At 49.9% G+C, this 24,982-nt stretch carries 20 protein-coding genes and 2 tRNA genes; 11 read left to right on the top strand and 11 right to left on the bottom strand.

From position 1 onward, the window contains the following. Positions 1–141 precede the first annotated feature (141 nt). Both Q4579_RS13240 and Q4579_RS13235 read right to left on the bottom strand, forming a co-directional pair. A tRNA-Tyr gene (locus tag Q4579_RS13240) sits at positions 142–226 on the bottom strand. A 65-nt stretch (positions 227–291) separates the two neighbouring features. Then, positions 292–376 (bottom strand) — tRNA-Tyr (locus tag Q4579_RS13235). Positions 377–590: 214 nt separating this feature from the next. Between Q4579_RS13235 and Q4579_RS13230 the strand changes: the two genes are divergently transcribed. Both Q4579_RS13230 and Q4579_RS13225 read left to right on the top strand, forming a co-directional pair. Then, complete coding sequence (locus Q4579_RS13230) at positions 591–1,691, top strand: efflux RND transporter periplasmic adaptor subunit (protein WP_303564872.1); 1,101 nt, start codon at positions 591–593, stop codon at positions 1,689–1,691. Then, a complete protein-coding gene (locus tag Q4579_RS13225) occupies positions 1,691–4,831 on the top strand; it encodes a multidrug efflux RND transporter permease subunit (RefSeq protein ID WP_303564871.1) in 3,141 nt (1,046 codons plus the stop codon). The genes Q4579_RS13230 and Q4579_RS13225 overlap by 1 nt, the downstream gene beginning before the upstream one ends. Positions 4,832–4,903: 72 nt before the next feature. Here the strand turns inward: Q4579_RS13225 and Q4579_RS13220 are convergent, their stop codons facing one another. Continuing rightward, positions 4,904–5,491 (bottom strand): porin family protein, encoded by a 588-nt coding sequence (locus Q4579_RS13220; protein WP_303564870.1) that lies wholly within the window; start codon positions 5,489–5,491, stop codon positions 4,904–4,906. A gap of 261 nt (positions 5,492–5,752) precedes the next feature. Continuing rightward, positions 5,753–6,343 carry a porin family protein gene (locus Q4579_RS13215; protein WP_211647385.1) on the bottom strand — a complete coding sequence of 197 codons (591 nt, stop codon included), beginning with the start codon at positions 6,341–6,343 and terminating at the stop codon, positions 5,753–5,755. 325 nt (positions 6,344–6,668) lie between these two features. Here Q4579_RS13215 and rluF point away from each other — a divergent pair, with 325 nt between their 5' ends. Both rluF and aroC read left to right on the top strand, forming a co-directional pair. Continuing rightward, positions 6,669–7,754: a 23S rRNA pseudouridine(2604) synthase RluF gene (gene rluF / locus Q4579_RS13210; RefSeq protein WP_303564869.1), complete on the top strand. Its 1,086-nt coding sequence runs from the start codon at positions 6,669–6,671 to the stop codon at positions 7,752–7,754. Between the two features lie 117 nt (positions 7,755–7,871). Then, on the top strand, positions 7,872–8,969 hold the full coding sequence (aroC, locus tag Q4579_RS13205) for a chorismate synthase (protein WP_303564867.1): 1,098 nt from the start codon (positions 7,872–7,874) through the stop codon (positions 8,967–8,969). A 72-nt stretch (positions 8,970–9,041) separates the two neighbouring features. Here the strand turns inward: aroC and Q4579_RS13200 are convergent, their stop codons facing one another. Continuing rightward, on the bottom strand, positions 9,042–10,124 hold the full coding sequence (locus Q4579_RS13200; protein ID WP_303564865.1) for a UDP-N-acetylglucosamine 4,6-dehydratase family protein: 1,083 nt from the start codon (positions 10,122–10,124) through the stop codon (positions 9,042–9,044). A gap of 215 nt (positions 10,125–10,339) precedes the next feature. On the opposite strand from Q4579_RS13200, the gene Q4579_RS13195 reads away from it, so the two are divergent. Both Q4579_RS13195 and Q4579_RS13190 read left to right on the top strand, forming a co-directional pair. Further along, complete coding sequence (locus Q4579_RS13195; RefSeq protein WP_303564864.1) at positions 10,340–10,882, top strand: elongation factor P hydroxylase; 543 nt, start codon at positions 10,340–10,342, stop codon at positions 10,880–10,882. A gap of 101 nt (positions 10,883–10,983) precedes the next feature. Beyond that, positions 10,984–11,256, top strand: a complete 273-nt coding sequence (locus Q4579_RS13190) for a YfcL family protein (protein ID WP_303564880.1) — start codon at positions 10,984–10,986, stop codon at positions 11,254–11,256. Between the two features lie 309 nt (positions 11,257–11,565). Here Q4579_RS13190 and Q4579_RS13185 read toward each other — a convergent pair whose 3' ends face one another. From Q4579_RS13185 to Q4579_RS13160, 6 genes are all read right to left on the bottom strand, one after another. Then, positions 11,566–12,705 (bottom strand): LPS O-antigen chain length determinant protein WzzB, encoded by a 1,140-nt coding sequence (locus Q4579_RS13185; RefSeq protein ID WP_303564863.1) that lies wholly within the window; start codon positions 12,703–12,705, stop codon positions 11,566–11,568. Positions 12,706–12,981: 276 nt separating this feature from the next. Further along, positions 12,982–13,179: a hypothetical protein gene (locus tag Q4579_RS13180; protein ID WP_303564862.1), complete on the bottom strand. Its 198-nt coding sequence runs from the start codon at positions 13,177–13,179 to the stop codon at positions 12,982–12,984. Positions 13,180–13,628: 449 nt separating this feature from the next. Then, positions 13,629–15,863, bottom strand: coding sequence for a YjbH domain-containing protein (locus tag Q4579_RS13175; RefSeq protein WP_303564860.1), 2,235 nt, complete (start codon positions 15,861–15,863; stop codon positions 13,629–13,631). Then, a complete protein-coding gene (locus Q4579_RS13170; RefSeq protein WP_303564858.1) occupies positions 15,863–16,759 on the bottom strand; it encodes a capsule biosynthesis GfcC family protein in 897 nt (298 codons plus the stop codon). Before Q4579_RS13170 ends, Q4579_RS13175 begins: the two co-directional genes overlap by 1 nt. Before the next feature lies 1 nt (position 16,760). Beyond that, the gene (locus Q4579_RS13165) at positions 16,761–17,480 is read right to left on the bottom strand and encodes a YjbF family lipoprotein (protein WP_303564856.1); all 720 of its coding nucleotides are present in this window, start codon (positions 17,478–17,480) and stop codon (positions 16,761–16,763) included. Between the two features lie 94 nt (positions 17,481–17,574). After that, on the bottom strand, positions 17,575–17,868 hold the full coding sequence (locus tag Q4579_RS13160; protein ID WP_303564855.1) for a hypothetical protein: 294 nt from the start codon (positions 17,866–17,868) through the stop codon (positions 17,575–17,577). An 810-nt stretch (positions 17,869–18,678) separates the two neighbouring features. On the opposite strand from Q4579_RS13160, the gene Q4579_RS13155 reads away from it, so the two are divergent. The 5 genes from Q4579_RS13155 (at position 18,679) to wecC (ending at position 24,975) form a co-directional block, all read left to right on the top strand. Next, entirely contained in the window at positions 18,679–19,839 is a 1,161-nt protein-coding gene (locus Q4579_RS13155) for a polysaccharide export protein (protein WP_303564853.1), read from the top strand. Between the two features lie 3 nt (positions 19,840–19,842). Next, the gene (locus Q4579_RS13150; protein WP_303564852.1) at positions 19,843–20,283 is read left to right on the top strand and encodes a low molecular weight phosphotyrosine protein phosphatase; all 441 of its coding nucleotides are present in this window, start codon (positions 19,843–19,845) and stop codon (positions 20,281–20,283) included. A 114-nt stretch (positions 20,284–20,397) separates the two neighbouring features. After that, positions 20,398–22,557 carry a polysaccharide biosynthesis tyrosine autokinase gene (locus Q4579_RS13145; protein WP_303564850.1) on the top strand — a complete coding sequence of 720 codons (2,160 nt, stop codon included), beginning with the start codon at positions 20,398–20,400 and terminating at the stop codon, positions 22,555–22,557. Positions 22,558–22,575: 18 nt separating this feature from the next. Further along, a complete protein-coding gene (wecB, locus tag Q4579_RS13140; protein WP_303564878.1) occupies positions 22,576–23,697 on the top strand; it encodes a non-hydrolyzing UDP-N-acetylglucosamine 2-epimerase in 1,122 nt (373 codons plus the stop codon). 12 nt (positions 23,698–23,709) lie between these two features. Continuing rightward, complete coding sequence (gene wecC, locus Q4579_RS13135; protein WP_303564847.1) at positions 23,710–24,975, top strand: UDP-N-acetyl-D-mannosamine dehydrogenase; 1,266 nt, start codon at positions 23,710–23,712, stop codon at positions 24,973–24,975. Positions 24,976–24,982 lie beyond the last annotated feature (7 nt).

Genomic DNA, 24,982 nt, shown 5'->3' with positions numbered 1-24,982 from the left:
GAGAAGGATTCGAACCTTCGAAGGCGGAGCCGTCAGATTTACAGTCTGATCCCTTTGGCCACTCGGGAATCCCTCCACGGGATTTTGTGTATTGTCGGGCTTTTCAGCCAGAAAGCGATTGAAGAACCACTTTCAGAAAGATGGTGGAGGGAGAAGGATTCGAACCTTCGAAGGCGGAGCCGTCAGATTTACAGTCTGATCCCTTTGGCCACTCGGGAATCCCTCCACGGGATGTTGCATATTGTCAGGCTTTTCAGCCAGAAAGCCGTTCGAGAACAACTTTCAGAAAAATGGTGGAGGGGGAAGGATTCGAACCTTCGAAGGCGGAGCCGTCAGATTTACAGTCTGATCCCTTTGGCCACTCGGGAACCCCTCCACGAGTGCGGTGCGGATAATAGCAAACAAGCGGTCACTGTAAACCCTTTTTATTGATATTCATAGTTGCCTGCTGGATTTTTCGGCATTTGCTCATCAAACAGCACCTTTGGTGGGTTTTGTGAGGAAAACTTGCTTTGCTTTACATTTCTTTACCCCTTTCCGGATCGTCGTCGGATATCATTAGCCCAGAATGAAAAATAAGGTTTGAGCGCATGAAAAAAGTTGTTTTGGCCGTCATTGTTGCGGCATCCCTGAGTGGTGGGGGATATGTCTATTTTCAGCAGCAGTCCCATGCTGCGCAGACTGCCCAGCCCAAACCGAACCGGGCCGTGCCGGTTGCGACCGGTCAGGTGGCATCCCATGAAGTGATCAGCTCTGTTGCACTGGTGGGTAAGCTGGCGGCCCAGCGCTCTGTGGTGGTGGCATCAGAAGTGGCAGCGAAAGTGGACCAGATTGTGGTGAGTACCGATCGGAAAGTGAAACAGGGTCAGCTCCTCGTTCAGCTTGATCATGCGAAACCGAAAGCCGCCTTCGATGAAGCCAAAGCTTATTATGACGATGAAAAACGAAAATATGTCGAATATCAGCGTTTGGTGAAACGCGGTGCCCTGACCCAAACGGAGTTGATTGCCCAGCAGGCCAGCGTCAGTATTGCCAAAGCACGGCTGGATGCCGCCAAAGCGGAACTGGATGATCATCAGATCCGGGCGCCGTTCTCCGGCACGGTTGGCCTGATTGATTTCAGTCAGGGGCATACGGTCACGGTCGGCAGTGAACTCTTTACGCTGGATGATTTGTCGCAGATGCGACTGGACGTGCAGGTCCCGGAAAAATATCTGTCCAGACTGGCGCCCGGAATGGCTGTTCAGGCGAAGAGCCAGGCCTGGCCGGGAGAGATTTTTACCGGGACGATTCAGGCGATCGATTCCAGAGTCCAGTCTGAATCACTGAATATCCGGGTCCGGGTGTTGTTTGAGAATGTCAGTGGCAAGCTCAAACCGGGCATGCTGATGTCTGCCGCACTGGATTTTACCCCGCAACATGCCGCAATTGTGCCGGTGCAGGCGCTGGAATATTCCGGCACCAAACGCTTCGTTTATCTCGTTGATGATGCCGGAAAGGCGCACCGCACCGAAGTGGTGCTGGGAGAGCGGGTAAAAAATGAAGTGGTGATCGAGTCCGGTATCAATGTCGGGGATCGGATCGTCGTTCAAGGGCTGGTGAATATGCGCGACGGCCTGACAGTGAAAGACGTCAATCCGGTGGAAGGGTCAGACAAGGTGTCCGTGTCTGAAGCCGGAGGCAGTGCCTGATGTGGTTATCGGATGTGTCGGTCAAACGGCCGGTCGTTGCCATCGTGCTCAGTCTTTTGCTGGTGGTTTTTGGCTTCGTTTCTTTCAGTAAACTCCCGGTCCGGGAGATGCCGGATGTCGAAAATCCGGTGATCAGTATTGGTACTTCTTATGAAGGCGCGTCAGCCACCATCATGGAAAGTCGCGTCACGACCGTGCTGGAAGATGAGCTGTCGGGGATCAGCGGGATTGAAAGTATCACTTCGACAACGCGGAATGGCAGCTCGCGGATCAGCGTTGAATTTGAAATGGGCTGGAACCTCACCGAAGGGGTCAGCGATGTCCGGGATGCCGTTTCCAGAGCCCGCCGCCGACTGCCGGATGGTGCCGATGAGCCAATTGTTTCGAAAGACAATGGTTCCGGTGAAGCGGCCATCTATATCAACCTGACCTCCAGTGAAATGGACCGGACACAACTGACCGACTATGCCGATCGGGTACTGACGGATCGATTCAGCCTGATCAACGGTGTCAGTTCGGTACAGATGACGGGGGCTTTGTATAAAGTCATGTATGTCCGGTTGTTGCCCGAACAAATGGCAGGCCGGGGCGTGACGACCACCGACATTATCGATGCCCTGCGTGATGAAAATGTCGAGTTACCGGGCGGTGAAGTCCGCAATGATGCGACAACGATGTCGGTGCGTACGGCCCGCCTGTACCGGACTGCGGAAGACTTTTCATATCTGGTGGTCCGGCAGACCGCAAACGGCACGCCGATTTATCTGAAGGATGTCGCCGATGTGGCAATTGGCGCGCAGAATGAAAACGCGACTTTCAAGAACAATGGCGTTTCCAGCCTGAGCCTGGGCATTGTACCGATGTCCGATGCCAATCCATTGCAGGTTGCAGATGCGGTGCACCAGGAAGTGGATCGCTTGCAGCGCTTCTTGCCGGATGGCACAGAACTGGCCGTGGATTATGACTCGACCGTCTTTATCGAGCGTTCAATCAATGAGGTGTACAGCACGTTGATGATCACCGGCGCACTGGTGGTCTTGGTGCTCTACATCTTCATCGGCCAGGCGCGTGCGACGCTGATCCCTGCGGTCACGGTGCCGGTTTCGCTGATTTCTGCCTTTATGGCGGCTTATTATCTGGGTTTTTCAATCAACCTGTTAACGCTGATGGCGCTGATTCTGGCCATCGGGCTGGTGGTGGATGATGCCATTGTGGTGGTCGAAAACATCTATCACCACATTGAGCGGGGTGAGCCACCATTGCTCGCAGCGTTCAAAGGCACACGGGAAGTCGGGTTTGCTGTCATCGCAACCACGCTGGTGCTGGTGATGGTCTTTCTGCCCATTGGTTTCATGGATGGCATGGTTGGCCCGCTCTTTACCGAATTCTCCGTCTTGCTGGCGATGTCGGTGATTTTTTCTTCCCTGATCGCATTAACCCTGAGTCCGGTGCTGGGCAGTAAGTTGCTGAAAGCCAATGTCAAGCCGGGACCCTTTAACCGCTTCGTTGACCGCCAGTTTGCGTCGCTGGAAACCGTGTACCGCAAAGCCGTGACGGTTGCGGTACGCTGGCGCTGGGGAGCGCCGGTACTGATTGCGGCGCTGGTGGGCGGAAGCGCCTGGCTGTTTCAGTTGATCCCAAATCAGCTGGCGCCGTCAGAAGACCGGGGCGTGATTTTTGCCTTTGTTCGCGGGGCAGAAGCGACCAGTTATAACCGGATGGTCGGCAATATTGAGCAGGTCGAGCAGCGGCTGCTGCCACTGGTCGGTCAGGGGCTGATCCGCTCGGTCAGCATTCAGACGCCAGCGTTTGGCGGTCGCGCAGGCGATCAGACCGGCTTCGTGATCATGCAGTTGGAAGACTGGGAAGAGCGTCATGTCAGCGCCACAGAAGCGCTGGGTGTGGTGCGTAAAGCGCTGCAGGGCATTCCGGATATCCGGGTCTGGCCCTTTATGCCGGGCTTTCGCGGGGGCTCCTCTGAACCGGTTCAGTTTATATTGAATGGTGCAGACTACGATGAGCTGTTTGCCTGGTCGACCCAGCTGAAAGACGTCGCGCAGAGCAGCGGGATGATGGACGGTGTGGATATCGATTATGCCGAAACCACGCCAGAGCTGGTGGTGACCGTGGATCGCCCGCGCGCAGCCGAGCTCGGAATTCCGCAGTCTGATATTGCAGAGACACTGGAAGTGATGCTGGGCGGACGCAGTGAAACCACCTTCGTCGAGCGCGGCGAAGAGTATGATGTTTACCTGCGTGGCGATGAAAACAGCTTCAACAACGCCATGGATCTGAGCCGGATCTATGTGCGGGCCAAAAACGGCGAGCTGATTTCTCTGAACAGTGTGGCGAAAGTTGAGGAAGTGGCCGCAGCACGCAAACTGAGCCATAACCAGAAGCAGAAATCGATCACCATCACGGCAAACCTGTTGCCGGGGTACACGCTCGGGCAGGCGCTGGACTTTCTGGATGCACAAGCCCTCGAGATGTTGCCCAGCGACATCGTGATTGATTACGGGGGCGAATCGAAAGACTTCCGGGAAAATCAGAGCAGTATGGCAATGATTTTCGGTCTCGCGTTGCTGGTGGCTTATCTGGTGCTGGCCGCGCAGTTTGAAAGCTTTATCAACCCGATGGTGGTCATGCTGACCGTACCGCTCGGGATATTCGGCGGGCTGATGGGCTTGCTGGTGATGGGGCAGAGCCTGAATATTTACAGTCAGATCGGGATGATCATGCTGATAGGGATGGTCACCAAAAACGGGATTCTGATTGTGGAATTTGCCAACCAGTTGCGGGACAAAGGCATTCCGTTCGAACAGGCGATTATAGATGCATCGGCAAGGCGTTTACGCCCGATTCTGATGACGGCCTTTACCACCTTGTTTGGTGCATTGCCGTTGCTGCTTTCAACCGGCGCAGGCTATGAGAGCCGGATTTCGGTGGGGACCGTGGTGTTTTTCGGGATGGCCTTTGCAACTTTCGTGACTTTGTTTGTGATTCCGGCGATGTATCGTCTGGTGTGCGCCCATACTCAGTCACCGGGCCATGTGGCCGCGCAGCTTCAGAAAGCACTTGAGCATGATTATGTGGGACGGCGCAGTCATGGTGAATTGCCACTCAATGATCCGAAATCTTGAATGTTCAGATCAAAAAAGGGGCATGATGCCCCTTTTTTCATACTGTCAGGAAAACAGCATGGCTGTGTTCGGTCAGAACCGGTAACCCAGCGTCAGTTGTGCGCCGCTGTAGTCGTAATGATCGCCCAGATTATTCAGCGAGCTGTCGGCGATATTGGTGATGTATTCTGCACGCATCATCAGGCGGGGGTTGATATCCCAATGCAAGCCGATACCGGCATCAATCATGACGCCACTCTCGCTGTCAGATGGCATATAGCCGAGGTTTTTGTACTCTGTCTTCACTTTCACAAAGGAAGCATTTATCCGACCCACCAGTTTCAGGTTGGTATTTCCTAAATAGTCCGTACTCGGAACCAGACCTACACCCAACTGAGAAACCGATACATCTGTTTCAGCATTGCTGAACAGGACATCATAGGTGGTTGAGCCGTAGTTGTAGAAAGCCTCCACCGCGATGTGCGGGTGAATTTCCCGACCCAGACCCAGCGTGTAACTCGGGTTAATTTCTTCTGTAGCGCCACTGACCGACTGTTTCGACTCCAGCGAAACAGCACCCGCACCAGCATAAATATAGTTATTGCCGTCTGCTAGAATGGCAGCCAGCGCACTGGTGCTGAATGCTGTTGTCGCGAACGCGAAAAGGATGGTTTTTTTCATTGTTATGTCTCATGAACAGGAATTGATTTTTGCGCGAAGCGCATCGACTTCATATCAGCCGGATGTGATATATATCAATGCTCTAAGTGCAAGGCGTCATGATATTGAAAAAAATGATCGATTTAGCACACAAATTTGAGGGAATTTTGTGTCCGGGTGTGAAAAACGGTTTGTGACCAATGAGATCTGCGATTGCTGAAGTACTGTTGTCTGCCGAAGATAAAAAGGGGCATGTGTGCCCCTTGTCCTTGCTGAGATTGATCAGAAACGATAACCCAGGGCCAGTTGTATCCCTTCATAACGAATGCTGTTTTCGAAATCGAAATTATCCAGAGAACTGTCCGCAACATTTGTGATGTATTCACCGCGGAACATGAACCGCTTGTTGATATTCCATTGAATCCCAACACCTGCGTCCAGCATGAATCCGGAATCATTGACTTTATGAGGGTAACCCTGGAAGGTGGTTTCCGTTCTGACATTGACCATAGATGCGTTCAGGCGGGTATAGAGTTTGATCCCCGAACGGCCAATCTCTCCGGTAGAAGGCACAATACTGAATCCCAGCTGGCCCAACGACATTTCATATTGCGTGTCATCAAGTTGATTCCATTCGTTGGTGTAATCCGTCTTGCTGTAATTGAAAAAAGTTTCTAAGGCGATGTATTCGTTAAAATTATGACCGAATCCCAAAGTCAGATTGGGCGTCAGGTTTTCGGTGAGATGTTCGGGTTTGTCCTTCAGTGTCGGACTTAAAAGGCCGATTCCCCCATAAATATAAGATTGCCCGGCCAGTGCTGGTGTCCCGGCCAGCATGCAGAGGACTGAAAGCGCTGCGATAATAGTTTTCATTGATACAACCCCAAGGTGAAATTAATTGAACGGTGTACAAAACGAGGGAATTAATAACAAGGAATGAATATGAGATCAATGTTTTATGCATTTTGTTTTGTATTTCAGTGCTTCATTGATGTTGGTTTGGTTGTTTTCTGAACGATTTGGGTTGGGTGTGACCGTGCAAAAGGGATACGATTCAGATTCAATGAGATAAAGAACGATGCCGTTCTGAGACATTGATGTGATAGAGATAAGTCTCGTGAAAGCATGGCATCTTGGCGATTTTCCAGTAAAATCCTTCCCCCATCCGCGTTGTGAAACGCACAGTGAGAAGAGCATCATGTCAGAGAAGAAACCACAGCCGCGTTCAGCCGCACCATCGTCAGACAATCAGGTCCGACTCAATAAATTTATCAGTGACACCGGTTACTGTTCCCGTCGTGAGGCGGATAAGCTCATTGAGCAGGGACGGGTGCTGATCAACGGCCAACCCCCGGAAATGGGGATGAAAGTGGGCCCTGAAGATGAAGTGCTGGTCGATGACAAGCCCCTGCGCCGCAAAGAGCAACCGATTTATATCGCGCTGAATAAACCGTCGGGCATTACCTGTACTACGGAACGCCATGTCGAAGGCAATATTGTGGACTTCATCGGCCACCGCAAGCGGATTTTTCCGATCGGTCGGCTGGATAAAGCCTCTGACGGGCTGATCTTCATGACCAACGATGGAGACATCGTCAATAAGATTCTGCGTGCCGGAAACTCGCACGAAAAAGAATATGTCGTGCGTGTGAACAAGCCGGTGACGGAAGAATTCTTGTCCAAAATGGCCTCTGGGGTGCCCATCCTGGATACGGTCACACTGCCTTGTAAAGTTACGCAAGAAACGACTTACTCATTCCGGATTGTGCTGACCCAGGGGCTGAACCGCCAGATTCGCCGGATGTGTGAAGCGCTGGATTACGAGGTGTATAAACTGCGCCGCGTTCGGATCATGAACATCACCATTGACGGCTTGCCGAATGGCAAATGGCGTTATCTGACTGAAGCGGAAATGGCAGACATCCATCGTTTGCTGGCACAATCGAGCAAAACGGAAGAAGCTTCCCGGATGAGCGGTGCCGGTAAGGCGATGAAAAAAGCCACCGATGCCAAACTGTACGACGCACGCCAGCAAGAGAAAAAAGAAGGCGAGAGCGTGAAGTTCAAAACCTATCAGGGGAAAGGTGAAGTGGATCGCCGCCGTTCCGGTAGCAAACCGAGCAAGCATCCGCGTGCTCAGTCGGGAGCCGGGCAAAGAGCTCAGGGCCAGAAACCGGGTGGAAAACCAGGCCAGGGTCAGCGCCGTGGTCGTCCGGATACGTCCGGAACCGCATCAGCACCGACCGGGATTAAAAAGTGGAAGTCCAAAAAAGAGCAGGACTGATTTCACATCGTCTGCCTTGAATTCCGCTTGCATTCCCCTGGACATCTTTGCACTATTCAGTGATTACAACATTTATTTTAGTGAAGTCGCTAAAAAAGCAAAGCAACAGGGGAAGTCATGGCAGGCAACACAATAGGGCAAGTTTTTCGTGTGACCACCTTTGGTGAAAGCCATGGGGTGGCACTGGGCTGCATCGTCGACGGCTGTCCGCCGGGGCTGGAACTCACTGAAGCCGACATGCAGCACGATCTCGACCGCCGTCGTCCGGGCACTTCAAAATACACCACACAACGTCGCGAGCCGGACGAAGTGAAAATCCTTGCCGGTGTGTTTGAAGGAAAAACCACAGGCACTTCAATTGGCCTGATGATTGAAAATACCGATCAGCGGTCCAAGGATTATTCCAATATCAAAGATCTTTTCCGTCCCGGTCATGCTGATTACACCTACGAACAAAAATATGGCATCCGCGATTATCGTGGCGGTGGTCGTTCCTCTGCGCGCGAAACCGCGATGCGGGTCGCTGCGGGAGCCATTGCCAAGAAATACCTGAAACAGGTACACGGCATTGAAGTGCGTGCGTATCTGTCGCAGATGGGCGATGTGACCATAGATACGGTTGATTGGGCGCAGGTCGGGCAAAATGCGTTTTTCTGTCCGGATGCATCGAAAGTCGAAGCTTTGGATGAACTGATCCGCAAGCTCAAAAAAGAAGGCGATTCCATTGGTGCCAAACTGACAGTCGTGGCCGAAAATGTCCCGGTTGGTTTGGGAGAGCCTGTTTTTGATCGTCTGGATGCGGAAATCGCACACGCGCTGATGGGCATTAATGCGGTGAAAGGCGTTGAGATCGGCGATGGGTTTGATGTGGTACAACAGCGGGGCAGTGAGCACCGCGACGCGATGACGCCGGAGGGATTTACCTCGAACCATGCGGGCGGCATTCTGGGCGGCATCTCTTCAGGTCAGGATATTGTGGCACATCTGGCTCTGAAACCGACCTCCAGCATTACGGTGCCGGGGGAAACCATCAACAAGCAGGGTGAAAGTGCCGAAGTCATTACCCGTGGCCGCCATGATCCTTGTGTTGGGATTCGCGCCGTTCCGATTGCCGAAGCCATGGTTGCGATTGTGCTCATGGATCACCTGCTGCGTAACCGCGCTCAAAACGCTGATGTCGTCACCCAGACGCCAAAACTGAAAGAAATCAGATAATCCGGCATTGGGTTAGCCATCTTAAAAAGGACGTTGGGGCGTCCTTTTTTTCATGCGTTAAGGAATTTTTCGTTAGCGAAAAAGAAGCTGGCGTACAGCGGTTAAATTGCCTTGGTCACAGAGAGACTGTAATCGCGCTAAGTCGACATGAATATCAGAAGAGCTTTGGTCATTGTCCTGGGAAACCAAAATCTTGGGATGAACGGTTCGGGTCATCCAAGGTGAAATTAAGCTTGATTCATGTAACTTCTCACCCGGGCGAAGACCGATATATTGAATATCAATATTGGTATTTTCCCCCTGGAGTAGCTTTCCTAACCGCTGTGCAAGATCCTTTATTTTGACGGGCTGACCCATATCTAAAACAAAAACTTTTCCATTGATTCCCATGCCACTGGCTTGCAGAACGAGTTGAGCAGCTTCCGGTATCGACATGAAATATCGCGTGGCTTCGGGATCTGTGACCGTGACGGGGAGACCGTGCAGAATTTGATGTTTAAATAATGGAACCACAGACCCCGAAGAATCCAGAACGTTTCCAAATCGGATGACAGAACACTCCGTTGTATGTGGCTGACACAAGCTCAGGACAATCTTTTCTGCGAGGCGTTTACTGGCCCCCATGACATTCTGAGGTTGAACCGCTTTGTCTGTTGAGATCAGTGAGAAATGTTCAACACGCTCTGCGATCGCAGCTTTCACTGCAGCGAGCGTCCCAAAGACGTTATTCGAGATAGCTTCGATGACGTTATGCTCACCTTCAAGCAGGGGAACGTGCTTATAAGCGGCTGCATGGTAAAGTGTGTGCACATCATGTTGGGCGATGAGTGCCTGAACTCGTTTTTGGTTCTGTACATTGCCCAAGGCTGCAATCACAGGAATTTTCAGATCATTGTTCTGGAGAATTGACTGTATTTCTTGGTGAATGCTATAGAGGTGAAATTCACTCAGCTCAAGCAGAATGAGTTTTTCAGGGTTGTGTTTTACGATTTGTTTGCAGAGCTCTGAGCCAATTGAACCGCCTGCGCCGGTCACCATGACAACTTTTCCTTGAATCCGTCTTGTCATCAAAGACGTCATGGGGGCGATGGGCTCACGTTCAATCAAAGCTTCAATGTCAATTGGGTGGGCTTGGTGTTCGGAATACTGTCTCATGGGATGCAATTTTTACAGCGCGTTGTTATCCGGGCTAAGGTTCATGGCCTAATGGAGCGCGAATCTTACCATGGGCGGCAGAGTTGCACGACAAACCAATCCATGATTCGCACTCAAGACGCAAAATCGCTATAATCGCCGCGCTTTTGAAAGCAGTACGGGTCGATGATGATCTGTACTTTTCGGGTTGTTCCACTGAAACGAATGCGCTGCTCATGTCCCACGATTATCACGATCTGATTCAACTGTTTAACCGTACTTTTCTGTCCACCTACCAGACCGAATTGGTTCTGGGAGGCGACGAGCCTATTTACCGGCCAGCAGACGCAGCACATCCGTATCACCGGGTGATTTTTGCCCGGGGCTACTTTGCCTCTGCGCTGCATGAAATTGCGCACTGGTGTATTGCCGGTGCCGAACGTCGTTTACTGGAAGATTATGGTTACTGGTATTTACCGGATGGCCGGGATGAACAACAGCAGGCCGCATTCGAGCAGGTTGAAGTGAAGCCTCAGGCAGTCGAATGGCTGCTGTCGGCCAGCTGTGGTTTTCGGTTTCAGGTCAGTTGCGACAACTTGAGTGGTGATCATGAGCCGGATCGGGTAGGCTTTACCCGCAAAGTGCGTGCGCAAGTGTTGTCCTATCTGAATCAGGGCATGCCTGAGCGCGCTGCAATGCTCTCGGAAGCATTACGGGCACATTACGGCATGCCCGCACTGAAATCAGAACACTTTGCCGAGCCATGTCTGTCATTGTGAATCGCCACGTGAACAGATGCGTGGCAGTCAGAATGAAGTAACTTTTGGCCATTCGCCCGCCTGCCGGGCTGGCCGACAGCACAGAAAACAAGAGTGACGAGATGATCCATCAATACGAAGAAAAGCTGCTTACCTTAATTGATCAGATGGTTGAAACAGCCTCTGATGATGAACTCTTTGCCGGAGGTTACCTGCGGGGTCATATCTCACTGTCCGCCGCAGATTGCGAGCGTGATGGCGTGACTTCTGTTGATGTCATGAATCAGGCCGTCAATGACAGCCTGAAAGAAGCGCAGTCTGAACTGAACCCGGCCGATCAGTTGCTGGTGAAATCGTTATGGCAGCAGCTTCAGCAAAACGCCGCGGTTTCATAAAGGCGCCGTTTCAGCACGAGATAATACCAATCGCAGTCCATCACGGGTCATCCTCGCTTGTTCAAATGTTCGATCACTGCGTTAGATTTTTTGATTGTAGAATCAGGATTTATCTAAAAAATCCGCCTTGTTCTCAAACATTTTTCCTGCGCTATTTCTGATCATTGACTTATTTTGATGGGTATAACACGCCGTTCAGGTTGTTGTTTCTCATGGCGTGGCATGAAAAGACAACGCTGATACCAGAAACACAAAAGCCAGCCCGGGAGCAATCTGGGCTGGCTTTGTTGTATGGGTCAGGTGATGGACTTAATCGTGGTTTCTGAATGCCGTGCGGATCAGCACAAAAGCCACACCCAGCATGCCACCCAGTAAGGTTGCAATCACCACAATCAGTGCGCGTTTCGGTTTGTCCTTGGTAATTGGCTTTTCAACGTTTTCCAGAAAACGATAAGTTTGAAAACGGATGTCTTTGTCCAGTGCGGTTCCACGAAGCAGGGACAAACGCGCTTCGACCTGCTGAATTCTGGGTTCAACCACACTCAGGTTCTTTACAGATTCCAGCGCACTGACTTTGGCGGCCAGGGCTTTTGAACCCAGATTAATCGCAAAGATTTCACCATCGCCCAGGTTCTGAACCGGTTGGTTCACATCTGCTGCACTGGCAATATCCAGCGCGTACTGTGTCCGCTCTTTCTCAACGGCTAAATAGCTGCTGGCCTGATTGCGCAGCACCCGTAATTGCTGTTGCAGCTCATTTTCTTTCGCCAGTACCAAGGCCTGCACGTTGGCCAGGGTATCGTGGTAAACCTTGGCAGACACATAATCAATGTATTGCTTCAGCATTTGAAAACTGCTGTTGCTGGTGGTGGCCTGCAGGTTGATCACATAGATATCGGACTCTTGCTTGCTTGCGGGTTGTGCACTGATTTTGTCGAACCAGTTCTCCAGCGTGCGATCCATGTTTTCTTCATCGGCCTCGCTGATCTGGTTTTCAGTCAGATATTGCTGGAAATTTGTGCTGTTCATCAGGAAGGCTTTCTTATTCTCCAGCGAGTTAAAGCCGTTCACAAAGTTTTTAAACAGGAGCTCGGCATCGGCGACGTCCGTCAGCTGTGTGCTGACCAGCACAGTCCCGTCGGCCTGATAGATATCAAAAGCGGGCTGAAACGCACTGATTTCACGCTGGAGCTGCGCAAAGTCGGTAATTTGCGGTTGAATCACTTTAGCCTTGGCGGTCCACCACTCCTGAGCGGTCAGGGCATAGCCAACCCCGGCTAGTGCGAAGATGACAGTGAACAACGTGATCAGCAGTTTTTCCCGCCAGAGTGTTCTGACGAGTTCTACCAGATCGATTTCATCAGCGTGGTCGTGATTGGGCATAGGCGATTGAGAAGGGTGGACAAGTTGGGGGCCGGATGGCACGGCTTTTGTGTGTGTATCTGTCACTATGATACTTCCATTAATAACTGCAATTTGCGATGCGGTAAAAGATAAATGTTGAACGGTTTCTGCTTTGTAATTTTATAAGTCGGCTTAAGCAGTGTATTGGCATCAGGTAAATGATTACTCACTGCGGAATTATAGGGGGGGGCTCAGGGGAGAAGCAAGCGGACAAGTGCCTGTGACTGAATTTTGTGGAGCAAGTTTACTTTCAACGTGATCACAGGCAAAAAAGAATCGATATTTTGCGGATGAAAATACAATCAGTGAAACGCAATCGGATCAGTCCAGCCTGTAGGGGAAGCTGATGTATTTGCGACGATAGTTCGACGAACCGGCAAACAGTGTCAGCAACACAGAGACCGCGAGGATGCCCAGACTGAAGAGCAGGTTTTCCTGAACGATCAGCTGATAACAGCAGGTGGCAAAAAATGCAATCGCCAAACACAGGTTCAGCTTATGCAGCAATGGAAATTTCATTGAAAAAACTGCGTATTTTTTGAACATCTGACTACCTCGAGTTAACCAAAAGATCCATCCATCCAGTCTGTGAAGGCGGCCGGGAATCCGTAAGATTAATTTTCCGCGATCATTTTGCTCGATTCCGTTCCCCTCTGCGGAGCAGATCACCTTCACAGGGAGCGAAGGCACGATCATGGGCATTGGTCAGGCACAGGGCAACTCAATTATTCTTAATTAATCTCAAGAAACTTTAATTAATACCAATCAAAGTAAGTCAATGATCAGAAATAGCGCAGGAAAAATGTTTGGGAACAAGGCGGATTTTTTAGATAAGTAGTTACTCTACAATCAAAAAAACTAACGCAGTTATCGAACATTTTAGCAAGCTAGGATGACCAGTGATTTACTGCGATTGGTATAATCTCAAAGGTAAAACCACCGCCTGATGGCGGTGGCATACGAGTCGCTTAATGAGTCGATGATGTCATTTTTCGGCTGTACCAGGGTTCCCGTGCATCGGTGATTTGGTACAACTGATACTTCCGGTTCAGCATCTGACCGCCGTCTCGGGTCAGGGGCAGCCAGGAAATTGTGGCGCGGTTGCGGCTGGGTTTGATCGTCATGATGTCGTAAGGGATAGAGATATAAAATCCTTTGTTGTAGCTCCCTTCGCCAAACTCTTCGGCAGACAGGTCGGTGAGCGTCACGAATGCGCCCGCAATCACGCCACTATCGAACTGTTTCGAGAAGTCAAAGGTCATCCCGACATCTTCCGTCAGGTAGCGGCCCGCACTGATTTTCATCAGGGTGTCCGGCAGGAAGGTCCACTGCGGCTGATAATAAAGCGTTGCGTGGCCCGTTAATGCACCCGTCTGAACCCGATAGTCTCGTCCCGTGATAGGGTCGAAGTGGACTTCGTCGCGGAACAGGCCTAACTGAGTATCCGGATCCCGCTGAATCACATAGTTCATATCCATCCCAATAGCCCAGTTTGAGCGCATTGGCCGGTACAGGAACTCACTGCCTGCGCCTGCGAACATCATTTCCAGATAACCGCCATAGGCTTGTGCATACCAGTCATCGGCCAATTGATCCATCCAGGTCAGCTGCAGGTTATTGACCCGAAGCGGATTGCCATCAATATACTGCCGGACTAAGGTTCGGACCCGTTTTAAATCGGTGCCATCCGGCGGGACGTCATATTTGAACTTATCGTAATTGTCCAGCAGGTTCAGGTACAGGCTGCCACCCAGTTCCCACTGATCATTGAATGCGTAGCTGGCCCCGGCATTGATACCGAGGTTATAGAGATAAAATCCTTCTGAGCCACCGAAGGATTGCTGCAGGTTGGGGGACAGGCTGAGATCCCAGGGATCGTTATCTCTGGCAATCAATTGTCCCTGCGGCGCACGCGGGACCTGCGTGGTTAAGGCATCGTCAAGGGTTGCGTTGACATAAAGGTGTCGTGCGACCGCATCATAGTCTGCGACATTGATCTGGGTTTCGGTAATCGGCAAATCCTGACTGCTCTCAATCAACCGATAGGTGTCAAAAGCGGGCTGGCCTGTTGTCGGATCGGTCGGAAGCTGATTGCTCAGGATGGTGGCAGCGCGATCATAGCCCTGCATCCGATCCCGGTATTTATCCTGCGAGGCGAGCACAGTGACTGTGGTGTCGTCCGCATAAATGGTCGGATTCTTCAGCCCCGCATTCTGATGGAGCTCATCCGCAACCTTTTGCCAGTCTTCGGCACTGAGATCCTGCTTCTGCGGATTTGGCGCATAGGCGGGTTTGGGCGTATCCCGCCAGGCCGTCGTTTGCTGATTAAAGTTGGTCTTCAAATTCAGGCCAACGGTCCAGGTATTGCCGCGCTCATAACTCAGGCGCAGATCGCCCCAGTTCCCGAGACTGTAAAGGGTCCCAATATTGAACGGGCTGTCCTGCGACATATCTGTTCCTGCACGCGTGACCGGAAAATCACTGGTGTAGTCGTTGCCGTCATATTCCAGTTTGAAGCGCAGCGGTTGCCAGGGGGTCTGATACTCCACACCGCCGAACACCGACATGCAGCCGGTGAACCAGCGCTCGAAATCAACACTGCCGCCTTTCCCTTTGTATTCCGTGTTCCGGCCGCAGTCGTTGCTGAGGTTTTTATCACCTTTCAGGTTGGCGCGGTTGCCCATATAGCCCCAGCCGAGGCCGAGGGTGAAATCCAGGGGCCCCCAGTGTTTACTGGCCGCCAGATATTCACCATCAAACAGGCCGGTACCGCCAAAATCCCGGATACCGATAGACGTCTCCGGCAGCCAGTAACTTTCTTCCAGCAGACGAATTTTAAAATCAATGCCTTTATCGGTGTATTTGGTATCGCCACTGAAGTTGGGGTCGTTGCTGTAAAGCACATCCTGCACCAGGGTGTAGCGAATCGTTGTTTCCAGCCAGGGGAACAGTTGCAGCGATACGTTGTAATGCAGGTAATCCTTGTTATAGGTCGTCCCGAACGTAAATTCACCCTCAGGCGCGACCCGGCCTGAAGGCATCTGCATCAGGCCGACACCGCCAAAGTCACTTTGAGACACGTGAAAAACTGGCGCACTGAATTCGTCTGCCAGTGCTGCGGGGACGACCAGACTGAGCGACAGCCCGGACAAGAAACCGAAGCGACGGCGGATGGCGCGAGAAGAGGAAACAGGCAGCAACATCAGAAAGGCCTTTGTTTAAGCAAATCGAGAAGATGAAGGTTCAAAGAGGCCAGCTCATCCGGTAAGCCGGAAAAAGGCAGAAACAGGGTCGCCCCCGGTGCAATATCCCGATGGGTCCGGTTCCAGTAAGCAATCGGGTGCTTTTCTGCCGTGCCGTCGGGCTGAATCACCCAGACATAATCGGGCTCTGCCACAGCCAGTTGACCGGTGTGTTCAAGGTATCCGGTGGCATTTTGACGCACTTGCCACGGCAGGCGGACTTCTCCCGTCTGAGCGCTGTCTGTTTGCGTGTTCAAAGGAATAGCGCCCGTGATTTTGACACTGTCTGGCCGGGTCAGCAGTTGTATTTCGAAGGATCCGTTCAGTCCGGGGTTATCCGAAGGCGTGATTCGGATGTGATCCCAATCCAGCGGCATGACGAGGCGTTGGCCAGGAATTGGCTGAGCGAAGGCTTTGGCCATGACGAGAAGTTGTCGGCTGGTGGCTGGATATTTAGTTTGCCAGTGCCGGGACAAAGACTGGAGTTGCTCTGAAACCTGCAACTGTAACTGCTGTATCTCAAGCTTGGCGCTGTGGCTGGTTTGCCAGAGGCGGGCGCCAGACCAGTAAAGAGATGCGTTTATTGCTGAAGACGGCAATTGATTCAGATTTGCCAGCGTATCCTGAAACACCTGCTCCAGCCGTACGGTCGCCGGATAGCGAAGTGCAAGGCCCTGTGGGGCATCGTTGAGACGAACCGTGACCTGAGTCGCCGCTTGCGTATTTTTCTTAATTCGGACGTCTGAGTTCGCCGACACGGCTGAAGCCAGCAGCAGGAGGATCGGGCCGAGGGTTAACAAACCTGACTTTCGGCAGGGCAATAAAGAAAAGGGAAAAGAATAGATTTGTTTTGTCATGTTATTCATTTCCATACGGCTTGAGTAATTGTATTTCTATCTCGGGTAAGCCAGGCGCAATTTTCTGTTTGCTCATCAGGACCACCCCGCTTTCCGGATGTATCCAGAACGCGTTATCGAAGGTTTGATTCAGCGCAGGGACTTCAACGTGTTCTATGAAATATCGGGCAGAACGTGTCACGCCATTGATGGTGATGCTTTGCAAGCCTTTGTCTTCAAAACGGGAAATAACCGGATAGCCAAAATGGTAGCCGGGTTGCCAGTCAATCTGGCGACGCCAGTGATTCGGCGTGGTGGATAAATGGAGGCCGAGCGCGACCGGGTCGGGTTCACGCGATTCGACATGAACCAGATTGCCTTGCGGCAGGTTCAGGGTTTTGACCAGCCGCCCCTGTTTGGTGACCAACATCCCGCGATCTGCAGCCAGCCACTTGAGTTGCAGCGCTTCAGGGGCCTTCTCAGCATGAATGCGGGGGGCTGTCTCGGCTAATGCCAGCACCATAAATGCCCGCGGGCCTTCGTCGATCCGCGCGTAAATACTGGCATAGGGTAAGGTGTCGACCCAGGATTGAGGCTTCACGGAATCGTCTTCGCCGGACACGGCCAGTCGAAAAGTCTCAGAGACATTTTGAAATTTCTGGCTGCATCCGGATAAAACCAGAACGGAGAGCAGCAAGGCTAAAATCGGTCGACATGAAGAAAAGAAGCGAGCGGGTTGCATCGAATGTCCATATCAAATGAGAGCGAAAACATAAAAATAACCGCACGGTGTCGTGCGGTTATGGAGATCGGTTACTGTCTGTAAATCGCAGACATTAACCGTTAGTGGCAGATGTTGAGGTCGAAGTATCGTTGTCGGTTGCATCCACAATCGCGACAGCTGTTACGGCAACGGCCGCACCCACAGCCACGGTGGTTGCAGTAATGCCACCAACAGCAGCGGCTGTTGCGCCTGCAGTGCCAGCCGCAGTGCCAGCAGCAGCCGTAGAGGCTGTGGTCGCTGTTGTGCTCGAAGTAGATGCAGCAACAGAACCAGTGTTGGTACCCGTGGCAGCCATTGCTGAACTAGCCATCATCAGGGCAGCCAGAGAAATGAACACTTTTTTCATCCTAATTCCCTTATTGTGTGAAGTGATTAAGCATTAATAATGCGGTTTATCATTAAGTCAAAGCGCTATTTAATGATATTTGGATATATCAAGGATAGCAATGAATTGAATGTGAAGATTGCGCATTTCAGCCAGATTCAAACAAAATGCTCGTTTAGAATATTCTTTTTTACGAGAGTGAGTTGAGTCCAGAGTATGATGAGATGAAACACCAAGCGAATATAATTCAAGCGTTTGTTCACATGAATCTTTGTTCTGACAGTGAGCTAACAAAGAACAATTACTCTAAGTTGATACCAGTTGCATTTAATGGTTTCTCACTGAAGCGTGATTGTGTAGAATGCGGCAGCCAAAATGACAGTCTGACCTGAAGATTTGATATGCTGAACAGCGATATGTCAGGGGGATGCTTTTTTGCAAATTTTTGGTGAAATTGAACTTAACTGTAGGGCTAATCACAGTTTTCCAATAAAACATGATTGAGGGTAACGCTTCAATCGGGTGAAACGGTAACCTGCACAGAACAACATGGATGTCGTGATGAGCAATTGGGAGCTGTAACCTAAGGGCGGTAGCATGCTCAATCGCTGCCATGAATGGCCGCTAACCATTCAGCCTGAATCATCATGATTTGCTGTCATGGGATGAAGCTATTTTAACTTTGTCTAAATTAGCAACCTGCATTACTTTTCGGATACAACAGTGTTCATAGTGTGCGAGTTACATCAGGTTTGGCAATTGAAATAGATAAACCAGATTTGATTTTTAGATCTAAATTCCACTTTTTATTACTTATTACGTTGATTGGATATGGATTTCTCTAAGAAGCTCATTTTTTCTGCTGTCGCTTCTCTGTTATTAGCAGGTTGTACAGTCGTCCCCGGTTCCCACCTGTCGTTACCAGACAATAAACAACAAGAAGACAATGATGCGTTCAGTGTGTCTGAACAGGTCAATGTATATCCGTTAACGCCTTCCGTGATTCGTCAGTCCAAACGTCCGGAAGCCTCGGCAAGAACCAACCCCGCACTGGATACAGAACTCAGTGGCTACGAATACTACATCGGACCAGGTGATATCCTGAATATTACCATTTGGGATCACCCCGAACTGACGATACCTGCCGGTTCTTACCGGAGTTCGAGTGAATCAGGCAACTGGGTACATGCAGACGGGACAATTTTTTACCCCTATATCGGCACGGTTCTGGTGGGCGGTAAAACCGTGACTCAGGTGCGCGATGAGATTTCCCGCCGTCTGGCCGCTTTCATTGAAAGCCCGCAGGTGGATGTGAATGTGGCTGCGTTTCGTTCTCAGAAGGCGTACGTAACCGGCGAAGTGAACAAGCCCGGACAACAACCGATCACCAATGTGCCATTAACCCTGCTGGATGCTATAAACAGAGCTGGTGGTCTGGCAAAAGAGGCCGACTGGCGAAATGTCACATTAACGCGGCAGGGCGGTGAACAACCGATATCGCTGTATGCGCTGATGCAGCGTGGCGATTTGACTCAGAACCGTTTGTTGCGCCCGGGCGATATCATCCATGTGCCACGGAATGACGCACAAAAAGTCTTTGTGATGGGCGAAGTCAATGCGCCGCAACTGCTGAAGATTGACCGCGCTGGCATGACACTGACGGAGGCCTTGAGCAGTGTGGGTGGCATCAACGAACTGGAAGCGGATGCCACGGGCGTGTTTGTGATCCGCAATGTGCACAAAGCCCAATCTGGCGCTGTACAAACCAGCGCCGATCAGAGCAATCAGGTGATGGCAGATATCTACCAGCTGAATATTCAGGATGCAGCGGCATTGGTATTGGGCACCGAATTTGAACTGGAGCCTTATGATGTGGTGTATGTCACCGCAGCACCCATTGCACGCTGGAACCGCGTGATTCGTCAGCTCCTGCCGACCATCACCGGGTTTAACCAGCTCACTGAAGGCGCGATTCGAGTAAGGGATTGGTAATACATGTTTAATCATATACTGGTGGTGTGCGTCGGCAATATTTGTCGCTCTCCCTCCGGGGAGGCGTTGTTAAAACAATTGCTCCCCGGAAAAAACATTCGCTCGGCCGGGCTCAGTACAGAGAAAAGTGGCCTGAGTGGTAAATCTGCCGATCGCATGGCGACAGACATTGCTGCTGAAAACGGGATTTGTCTGGATGGTCATCAGGCACAACAACTGACTGCTGAGCTGTGCCGCGAGTTTGATCTGATTCTGGTGATGGAAAAAGGCCATCTTGATGTTGTGGCGTCGATTGCACCGGAAGCCCGGGGCAAAACCATGCTGTTCGGACAATGGATTGGCCAGCAGGATATTCCGGATCCCTATCGCATGAGCCGGGATGCCTATGAACACGCTTATCAGTTGATAGATAAAGCGGCCCGTGCCTGGGCACAAAAGCTGTAAATTCAGCCGCTGTAAACTCTCGACCTGAGCGCTGCTTCTTCGAAGGAAGCCAGTAAAGAACAGCGCTCAGACAGGAATCATGATTTAGAAAAGTAGCCAGAGTAGAAGTATACGATGACTGTTTCGCAACAAGTGTCGGTCAAACAATCCGACTCCGATGAGATCGATCTGGGGAAGCTGTTCGGTATTTTGCTGGACAGCCGCTGGACCATTATCGCCATCACCTTTGCCTTTGCTGTTGTAGGCGTCGCTTATGCGCTGCTGGCAACACCGATTTATAAAGCCGATGCGTTGCTGCAGGTGGAAGAAAAAAATAACGGCCTGTCTGCATTAGGCGATATGGGAGACATCTTCTCCAGCGAATCTTCGTCCAATACCGAAATTGAAATTTTACGTTCCCGGATGATTCTGGGGAAAACGGTCGATAAACTGAACCTGACTACGCTGGCGAGCCCTGAAGCCCTGCCATGGATAGGCCCCGGCATTAATCGCCTTAGCAACAATCAGGACAGCATCGCAATCAGCCGTTTTGAGATTCCGCAGGATATTGAAAAACCGAGTTTTACGCTGGTTGTGGATGATCTGAGCAACCATACCTTCATCCTGTTCGATCATAACGACGAAAAAGTCCTGTCTGGCAAAGTGGGCGAATTAGCAGTAGCTGGTGATTACAAAGTTTTTGTCACGGAAATAAATGCCGAAACCTCTGGCACCGCATTTCAGGTTTATAAGCGCTCCCGCCTAGACAGCATTCAATGGCTTCAGAAAAACCTGAGTGTTGCAGAGCGCGGCAAGCAAACCGGCATTCTTCAGTTATCCTTTACCGGACCCGATAAAGCGCAAAATACGGCGATTCTGAATGACATCAGCCAAAATTACTTTTTGCAAAACGTAGCGCGTAACTCCGCAGAAGCGGAAAAAAGTCTGGCGTTTCTGCGTGGCCATCTGCCCGATGTTAAATTGCAGCTCAATCAGGCCGAAGATGAACTGAACCAGTTCCGTCAGGCCAACGACTCGATCGATTTAGGGCTGGAAGCCAAATCAACGCTGGATGTGATGGTGAAGTTGGAATCCCAACTGAACGAACTGACCTTCAAAGAGAGCGAAATTTCACAGCGGTTTACCAAAGAGCACCCGGCGTATATTGCCCTGCTGGATAAGCGGCAAACCCTGCTGAAAGAGCGGGAGCGATTTAATCAGCAGGTTCAGAAGTTGCCGAAGACCCAACGTGAAGTGTTGCGATTAACCCGGGATGTGGAAGTCAATCAGCAGATTTATGTGCAACTGCTCAATAAAGTGCAGGAATTGAATATTCTCAAAGCCAGCACGGTCGGGAATGTCCGGATTCTGGATGTGGCGCAGTCATATACCACCGCCATCAAACCCAAGAAACCACTGATTGTGGTGCTGGCGACCTTATTGGGTGGCATGTTGGCAGTAGCCTTGGTGCTGGTTCGTGCAGCCTTCCATCGTGGGGTTGAAAACCCGGATGAGATTGAAGCCATTGGTTTACCTGTGTATGCCAGTATCCCGATGTCGGACTGGCAGGCGGATATGGAGAAAAAACAAAAAACCAAGCGCCAATTGACTGTCGAAGAAAGTTTACTGGCCGTGGCGAACCCGGCGGACTTGTCGATTGAAGCCTTGCGCAGCCTGCGAACCAGCCTGCACTTTGCCATGATGGAAGCGAAGAATAACGTGCTGATGATTTCGGGTCCCAGCCCGGGTATCGGCAAGTCCTTTGTCTCGTCCAATATGGCTGCCGTGATTGCAAAAGCAGGGCAGCGTGTGTTGCTGATCGATGCCGATATGCGTAAAGGCCGGTTAGAAAAAAACATGGCAGTGACCCATACACCCGGCCTGTCGAACTATCTGGCAGATACGGCAAGCATTGAAGACATTATCAAGCAACCTGGCGTGGAAGGGTTGGCCTTTATTGGCCGGGGCGAAGTGCCACCGAATCCGTCGGAACTTCTGATGCACCCGCGCTTCAAGAAACTGCTGGAGTGGGCGTCTGAAAACTACGATATGGTCGTGGTTGATACCCCGCCGATTTTAGCGGTGACCGATCCGGCCATTGTGGGTGCACATGCAGGCACGACCTTACTGGTTGGCCGCTTTGGCCAGAATGCTGTGAAAGAGATTGAAGTGACCAAGCAGCGCTTTGAACAAAATGGCATTGAGGTGAAAGGTTTTATTCTGAATGCAGTGCTGAGAACAGCGAGTTCGCATTATAGCGGTGGTTACTATAACTATAGTTATGAATCAAAGTAATTGGATATTGAATTTATTATGTCTAAGAAAAAAGTATTAACGGTCTTCGGAACACGTCCAGAAGCCATTAAAATGGCACCCTTGGTTCATGCGTTAGCCGAAGATGAGCGATTTGATGCCAAAGTTTGTGTTACGGCGCAGCATCGGGAAATGTTAGATCAGGTCCTTGAATTATTTGAAATTCATCCCGATTATGATTTAAATCTGATGAAAGCCGGACAGACGTTAAATGATGTCACTGCACGAATATTGACTGAACTGAAACCCGTATTACAGGAGTTTCAACCCGATGTTGTGCTAGTGCATGGGGATACAGCTACGACATTTGCAGCAAGCTTAGCCGCATATTATGAACAAATCCCAGTTGGGCATGTTGAAGCAGGCCTGAGAACAGGCAATATTTATTCACCTTGGCCTGAAGAAGCAAATCGTCGATTAACTGGTACATTGACAAAGTACCATTTTGCACCGACAGAAACATCTAAAGATAATCTGCTGAAAGAGAACTTCTGCCCATCTAATATTTATGTCACTGGAAACACTGTGATTGATGCCCTGTTGATGGTCAAAGAAAAAATTGATACTAATGAAGATCTAAAAGCAACGTTAGCATCTAATTTTCCTTTCTTAGATGAAGATAAAAAGCTCATATTAGTGACAGGTCATCGCCGTGAAAGCTTTGGTGGTGGTTTTGAGAGAATTTGCCAGTCTTTGGCAGAAACAGCCAAGCAACATCCAAATGTTCAAATTTTATATCCTGTTCATTTGAACCCAAATGTACGTGAACCTGTTAATCGTATTCTTGCTGATGTCGAGAATGTATTCTTGATTGAACCACAGCAATATTTACCATTTATCTATTTGATGAGTCGAGCGCACATTATTCTGACGGATTCTGGTGGAATACAAGAAGAAGCGCCTTCTTTGGGTAAGCCGGTTCTTGTCATGAGAGATACAACTGAACGTCCAGAAGCTGTAGCTGCTGGCACTGTAAAGTTGGTTGGTACGGATGTGGATATCATTGTTAATAGCTTGAATGAATTGTTAACAAATAAAGAGCGATATCAAAAAATGAGCTTTGCGCATAATCCATATGGTGATGGAAAGGCTTGTGAACGAATTTTAAGTAGTTTGGTATAAAGGTAATATTGAATGTCATTTGAAACAATCTCAGTAATCGGCCTGGGGTATATTGGTTTACCTACAGCAGCTATGTTTGCTTCTAGAAAGAAAAAAGTCATTGGTGTGGATGTAAACCAGCATGCGGTAGATACCATAAATCAGGGGAAAATCCATATTGTAGAGCCTGAGTTGGATATGATCGTCCACGCTGCAGTAACCGAAGGTTATTTAAAAGCAACTATTTCTCCAGAACCTGCTGATGCATTTTTGATTGCAGTACCGACACCATTTAAGAAAAATACGAATGGTGGTATACCAGAGCCTGACCTGTCTTATATTGAATCCGCCAGTAAAGCTATTGCACCTGTTTTAAAGAAGGGTGATCTAGTCATTTTAGAGTCAACTTCACCTGTAGGGGCTACTGAACAGATGGCTGAGTGGCTAGCCTCTTCCCGTCCAGATTTGAGTTTTCCTCAATCTGCAGGTGAAACAGCTGATGTAAGTATTGCTCATTGTCCTGAACGTGTTTTACCTGGACATGTTGTTCGTGAATTAGTTGAGAATGACCGTGTCATTGGTGGAATGAGTAAGCAATGTTCGGATCGAGCAGTTGAACTCTATCGTATTTTTGTCGAAGGTGAGTGTGTTATTACGAATGCACGAACGGCTGAAATGGCGAAGTTAACCGAAAATAGTTCACGTGATGTTCAGATCGCTTTTGCAAATGAACTCTCTATTATCTGCGACAAACTAGATATAGATGTATGGGAATTAATTAAACTTGCAAATCGACACCCAAGAGTAAATATTCTTCAGCCAGGACCTGGAGTCGGCGGTCATTGTATTGCTGTAGATCCTTGGTTTATTGTTTCAAAGACTCCTGATGATGCTAAAATAATTCATACAGCTAGGTTAGTGAATGATGGAAAGCCTGAGTGGGTTGTAGAAAAAGTGAAAATGGCAATTTCAGACTTTCTGCAACAGAATACTCATAAAACAGTTAAAGATGTGACAATAGCTTGTTACGGACTAGCTTTTAAACCTGACATTGATGATTTACGTGAAAGTCCAGCGTTAGATATTACAAAAATGATAGCGAGTATGCATTCTGGAATTGTTATTGCTGTTGAGCCAAATGTGAATCAACTTCCTATAAATATGGGAGATGTTGTACTGAAGGATATAGGCGACGCTCTAAGTGAAGCTGATATTAGTGTATTGCTTGTTGATCATAAAGAATTTAGGAATATCAAACCTCAAACCCATATCGTTGATACTAAAGGTATCTGGGGATGAAAAAATG

This window comes from Photobacterium sp. 1_MG-2023, from assembly GCF_030547945.1.
GTDB lineage: Bacteria > Pseudomonadota > Gammaproteobacteria > Enterobacterales > Vibrionaceae > Photobacterium.
Note: the sequence above shows the minus strand (reverse complement) of the source record. Positions and strands in the feature narration are given on the sequence as shown.

Bases quoted from the DNA above. Each gene is read 5' to 3' on its own strand.
- Q4579_RS13160 (WP_303564855.1), bottom strand. From the start codon at position 17,868: ATGAAAAAAGTGTTCATTTCTCTGGCTGCCCTGATGATGGCTAGTTCA.
- Q4579_RS13150 (WP_303564852.1), top strand. From the start codon at position 19,843: ATGTTTAATCATATACTGGTGGTGTGCGTCGGCAATATTTGTCGCTCT.
- Q4579_RS13215 (WP_211647385.1), bottom strand. From the start codon at position 6,343: ATGAAAACTATTATCGCAGCGCTTTCAGTCCTCTGCATGCTGGCCGGG.
- Q4579_RS13165 (WP_303564856.1), bottom strand. From the start codon at position 17,480: ATGCAACCCGCTCGCTTCTTTTCTTCATGTCGACCGATTTTAGCCTTG.
- Q4579_RS13175 (WP_303564860.1), bottom strand. From the start codon at position 15,863: ATGTTGCTGCCTGTTTCCTCTTCTCGCGCCATCCGCCGTCGCTTCGGT.
- Q4579_RS13200 (WP_303564865.1), bottom strand. From the start codon at position 10,124: ATGAGACAGTATTCCGAACACCAAGCCCACCCAATTGACATTGAAGCT.
- Q4579_RS13230 (WP_303564872.1), top strand. From the start codon at position 591: ATGAAAAAAGTTGTTTTGGCCGTCATTGTTGCGGCATCCCTGAGTGGT.
- Q4579_RS13155 (WP_303564853.1), top strand. From the start codon at position 18,679: ATGGATTTCTCTAAGAAGCTCATTTTTTCTGCTGTCGCTTCTCTGTTA.
- Q4579_RS13190 (WP_303564880.1), top strand. From the start codon at position 10,984: ATGATCCATCAATACGAAGAAAAGCTGCTTACCTTAATTGATCAGATG.
- Q4579_RS13195 (WP_303564864.1), top strand. From the start codon at position 10,340: ATGTCCCACGATTATCACGATCTGATTCAACTGTTTAACCGTACTTTT.
- Q4579_RS13225 (WP_303564871.1), top strand. From the start codon at position 1,691: ATGTGGTTATCGGATGTGTCGGTCAAACGGCCGGTCGTTGCCATCGTG.
- Q4579_RS13180 (WP_303564862.1), bottom strand. From the start codon at position 13,179: ATGAAATTTCCATTGCTGCATAAGCTGAACCTGTGTTTGGCGATTGCA.
- aroC (WP_303564867.1), top strand. From the start codon at position 7,872: ATGGCAGGCAACACAATAGGGCAAGTTTTTCGTGTGACCACCTTTGGT.
- Q4579_RS13170 (WP_303564858.1), bottom strand. From the start codon at position 16,759: ATGACAAAACAAATCTATTCTTTTCCCTTTTCTTTATTGCCCTGCCGA.
- wecC (WP_303564847.1), top strand. From the start codon at position 23,710: ATGTCATTTGAAACAATCTCAGTAATCGGCCTGGGGTATATTGGTTTA.
- rluF (WP_303564869.1), top strand. From the start codon at position 6,669: ATGTCAGAGAAGAAACCACAGCCGCGTTCAGCCGCACCATCGTCAGAC.
- Q4579_RS13220 (WP_303564870.1), bottom strand. From the start codon at position 5,491: ATGAAAAAAACCATCCTTTTCGCGTTCGCGACAACAGCATTCAGCACC.
- Q4579_RS13145 (WP_303564850.1), top strand. From the start codon at position 20,398: ATGACTGTTTCGCAACAAGTGTCGGTCAAACAATCCGACTCCGATGAG.
- wecB (WP_303564878.1), top strand. From the start codon at position 22,576: ATGTCTAAGAAAAAAGTATTAACGGTCTTCGGAACACGTCCAGAAGCC.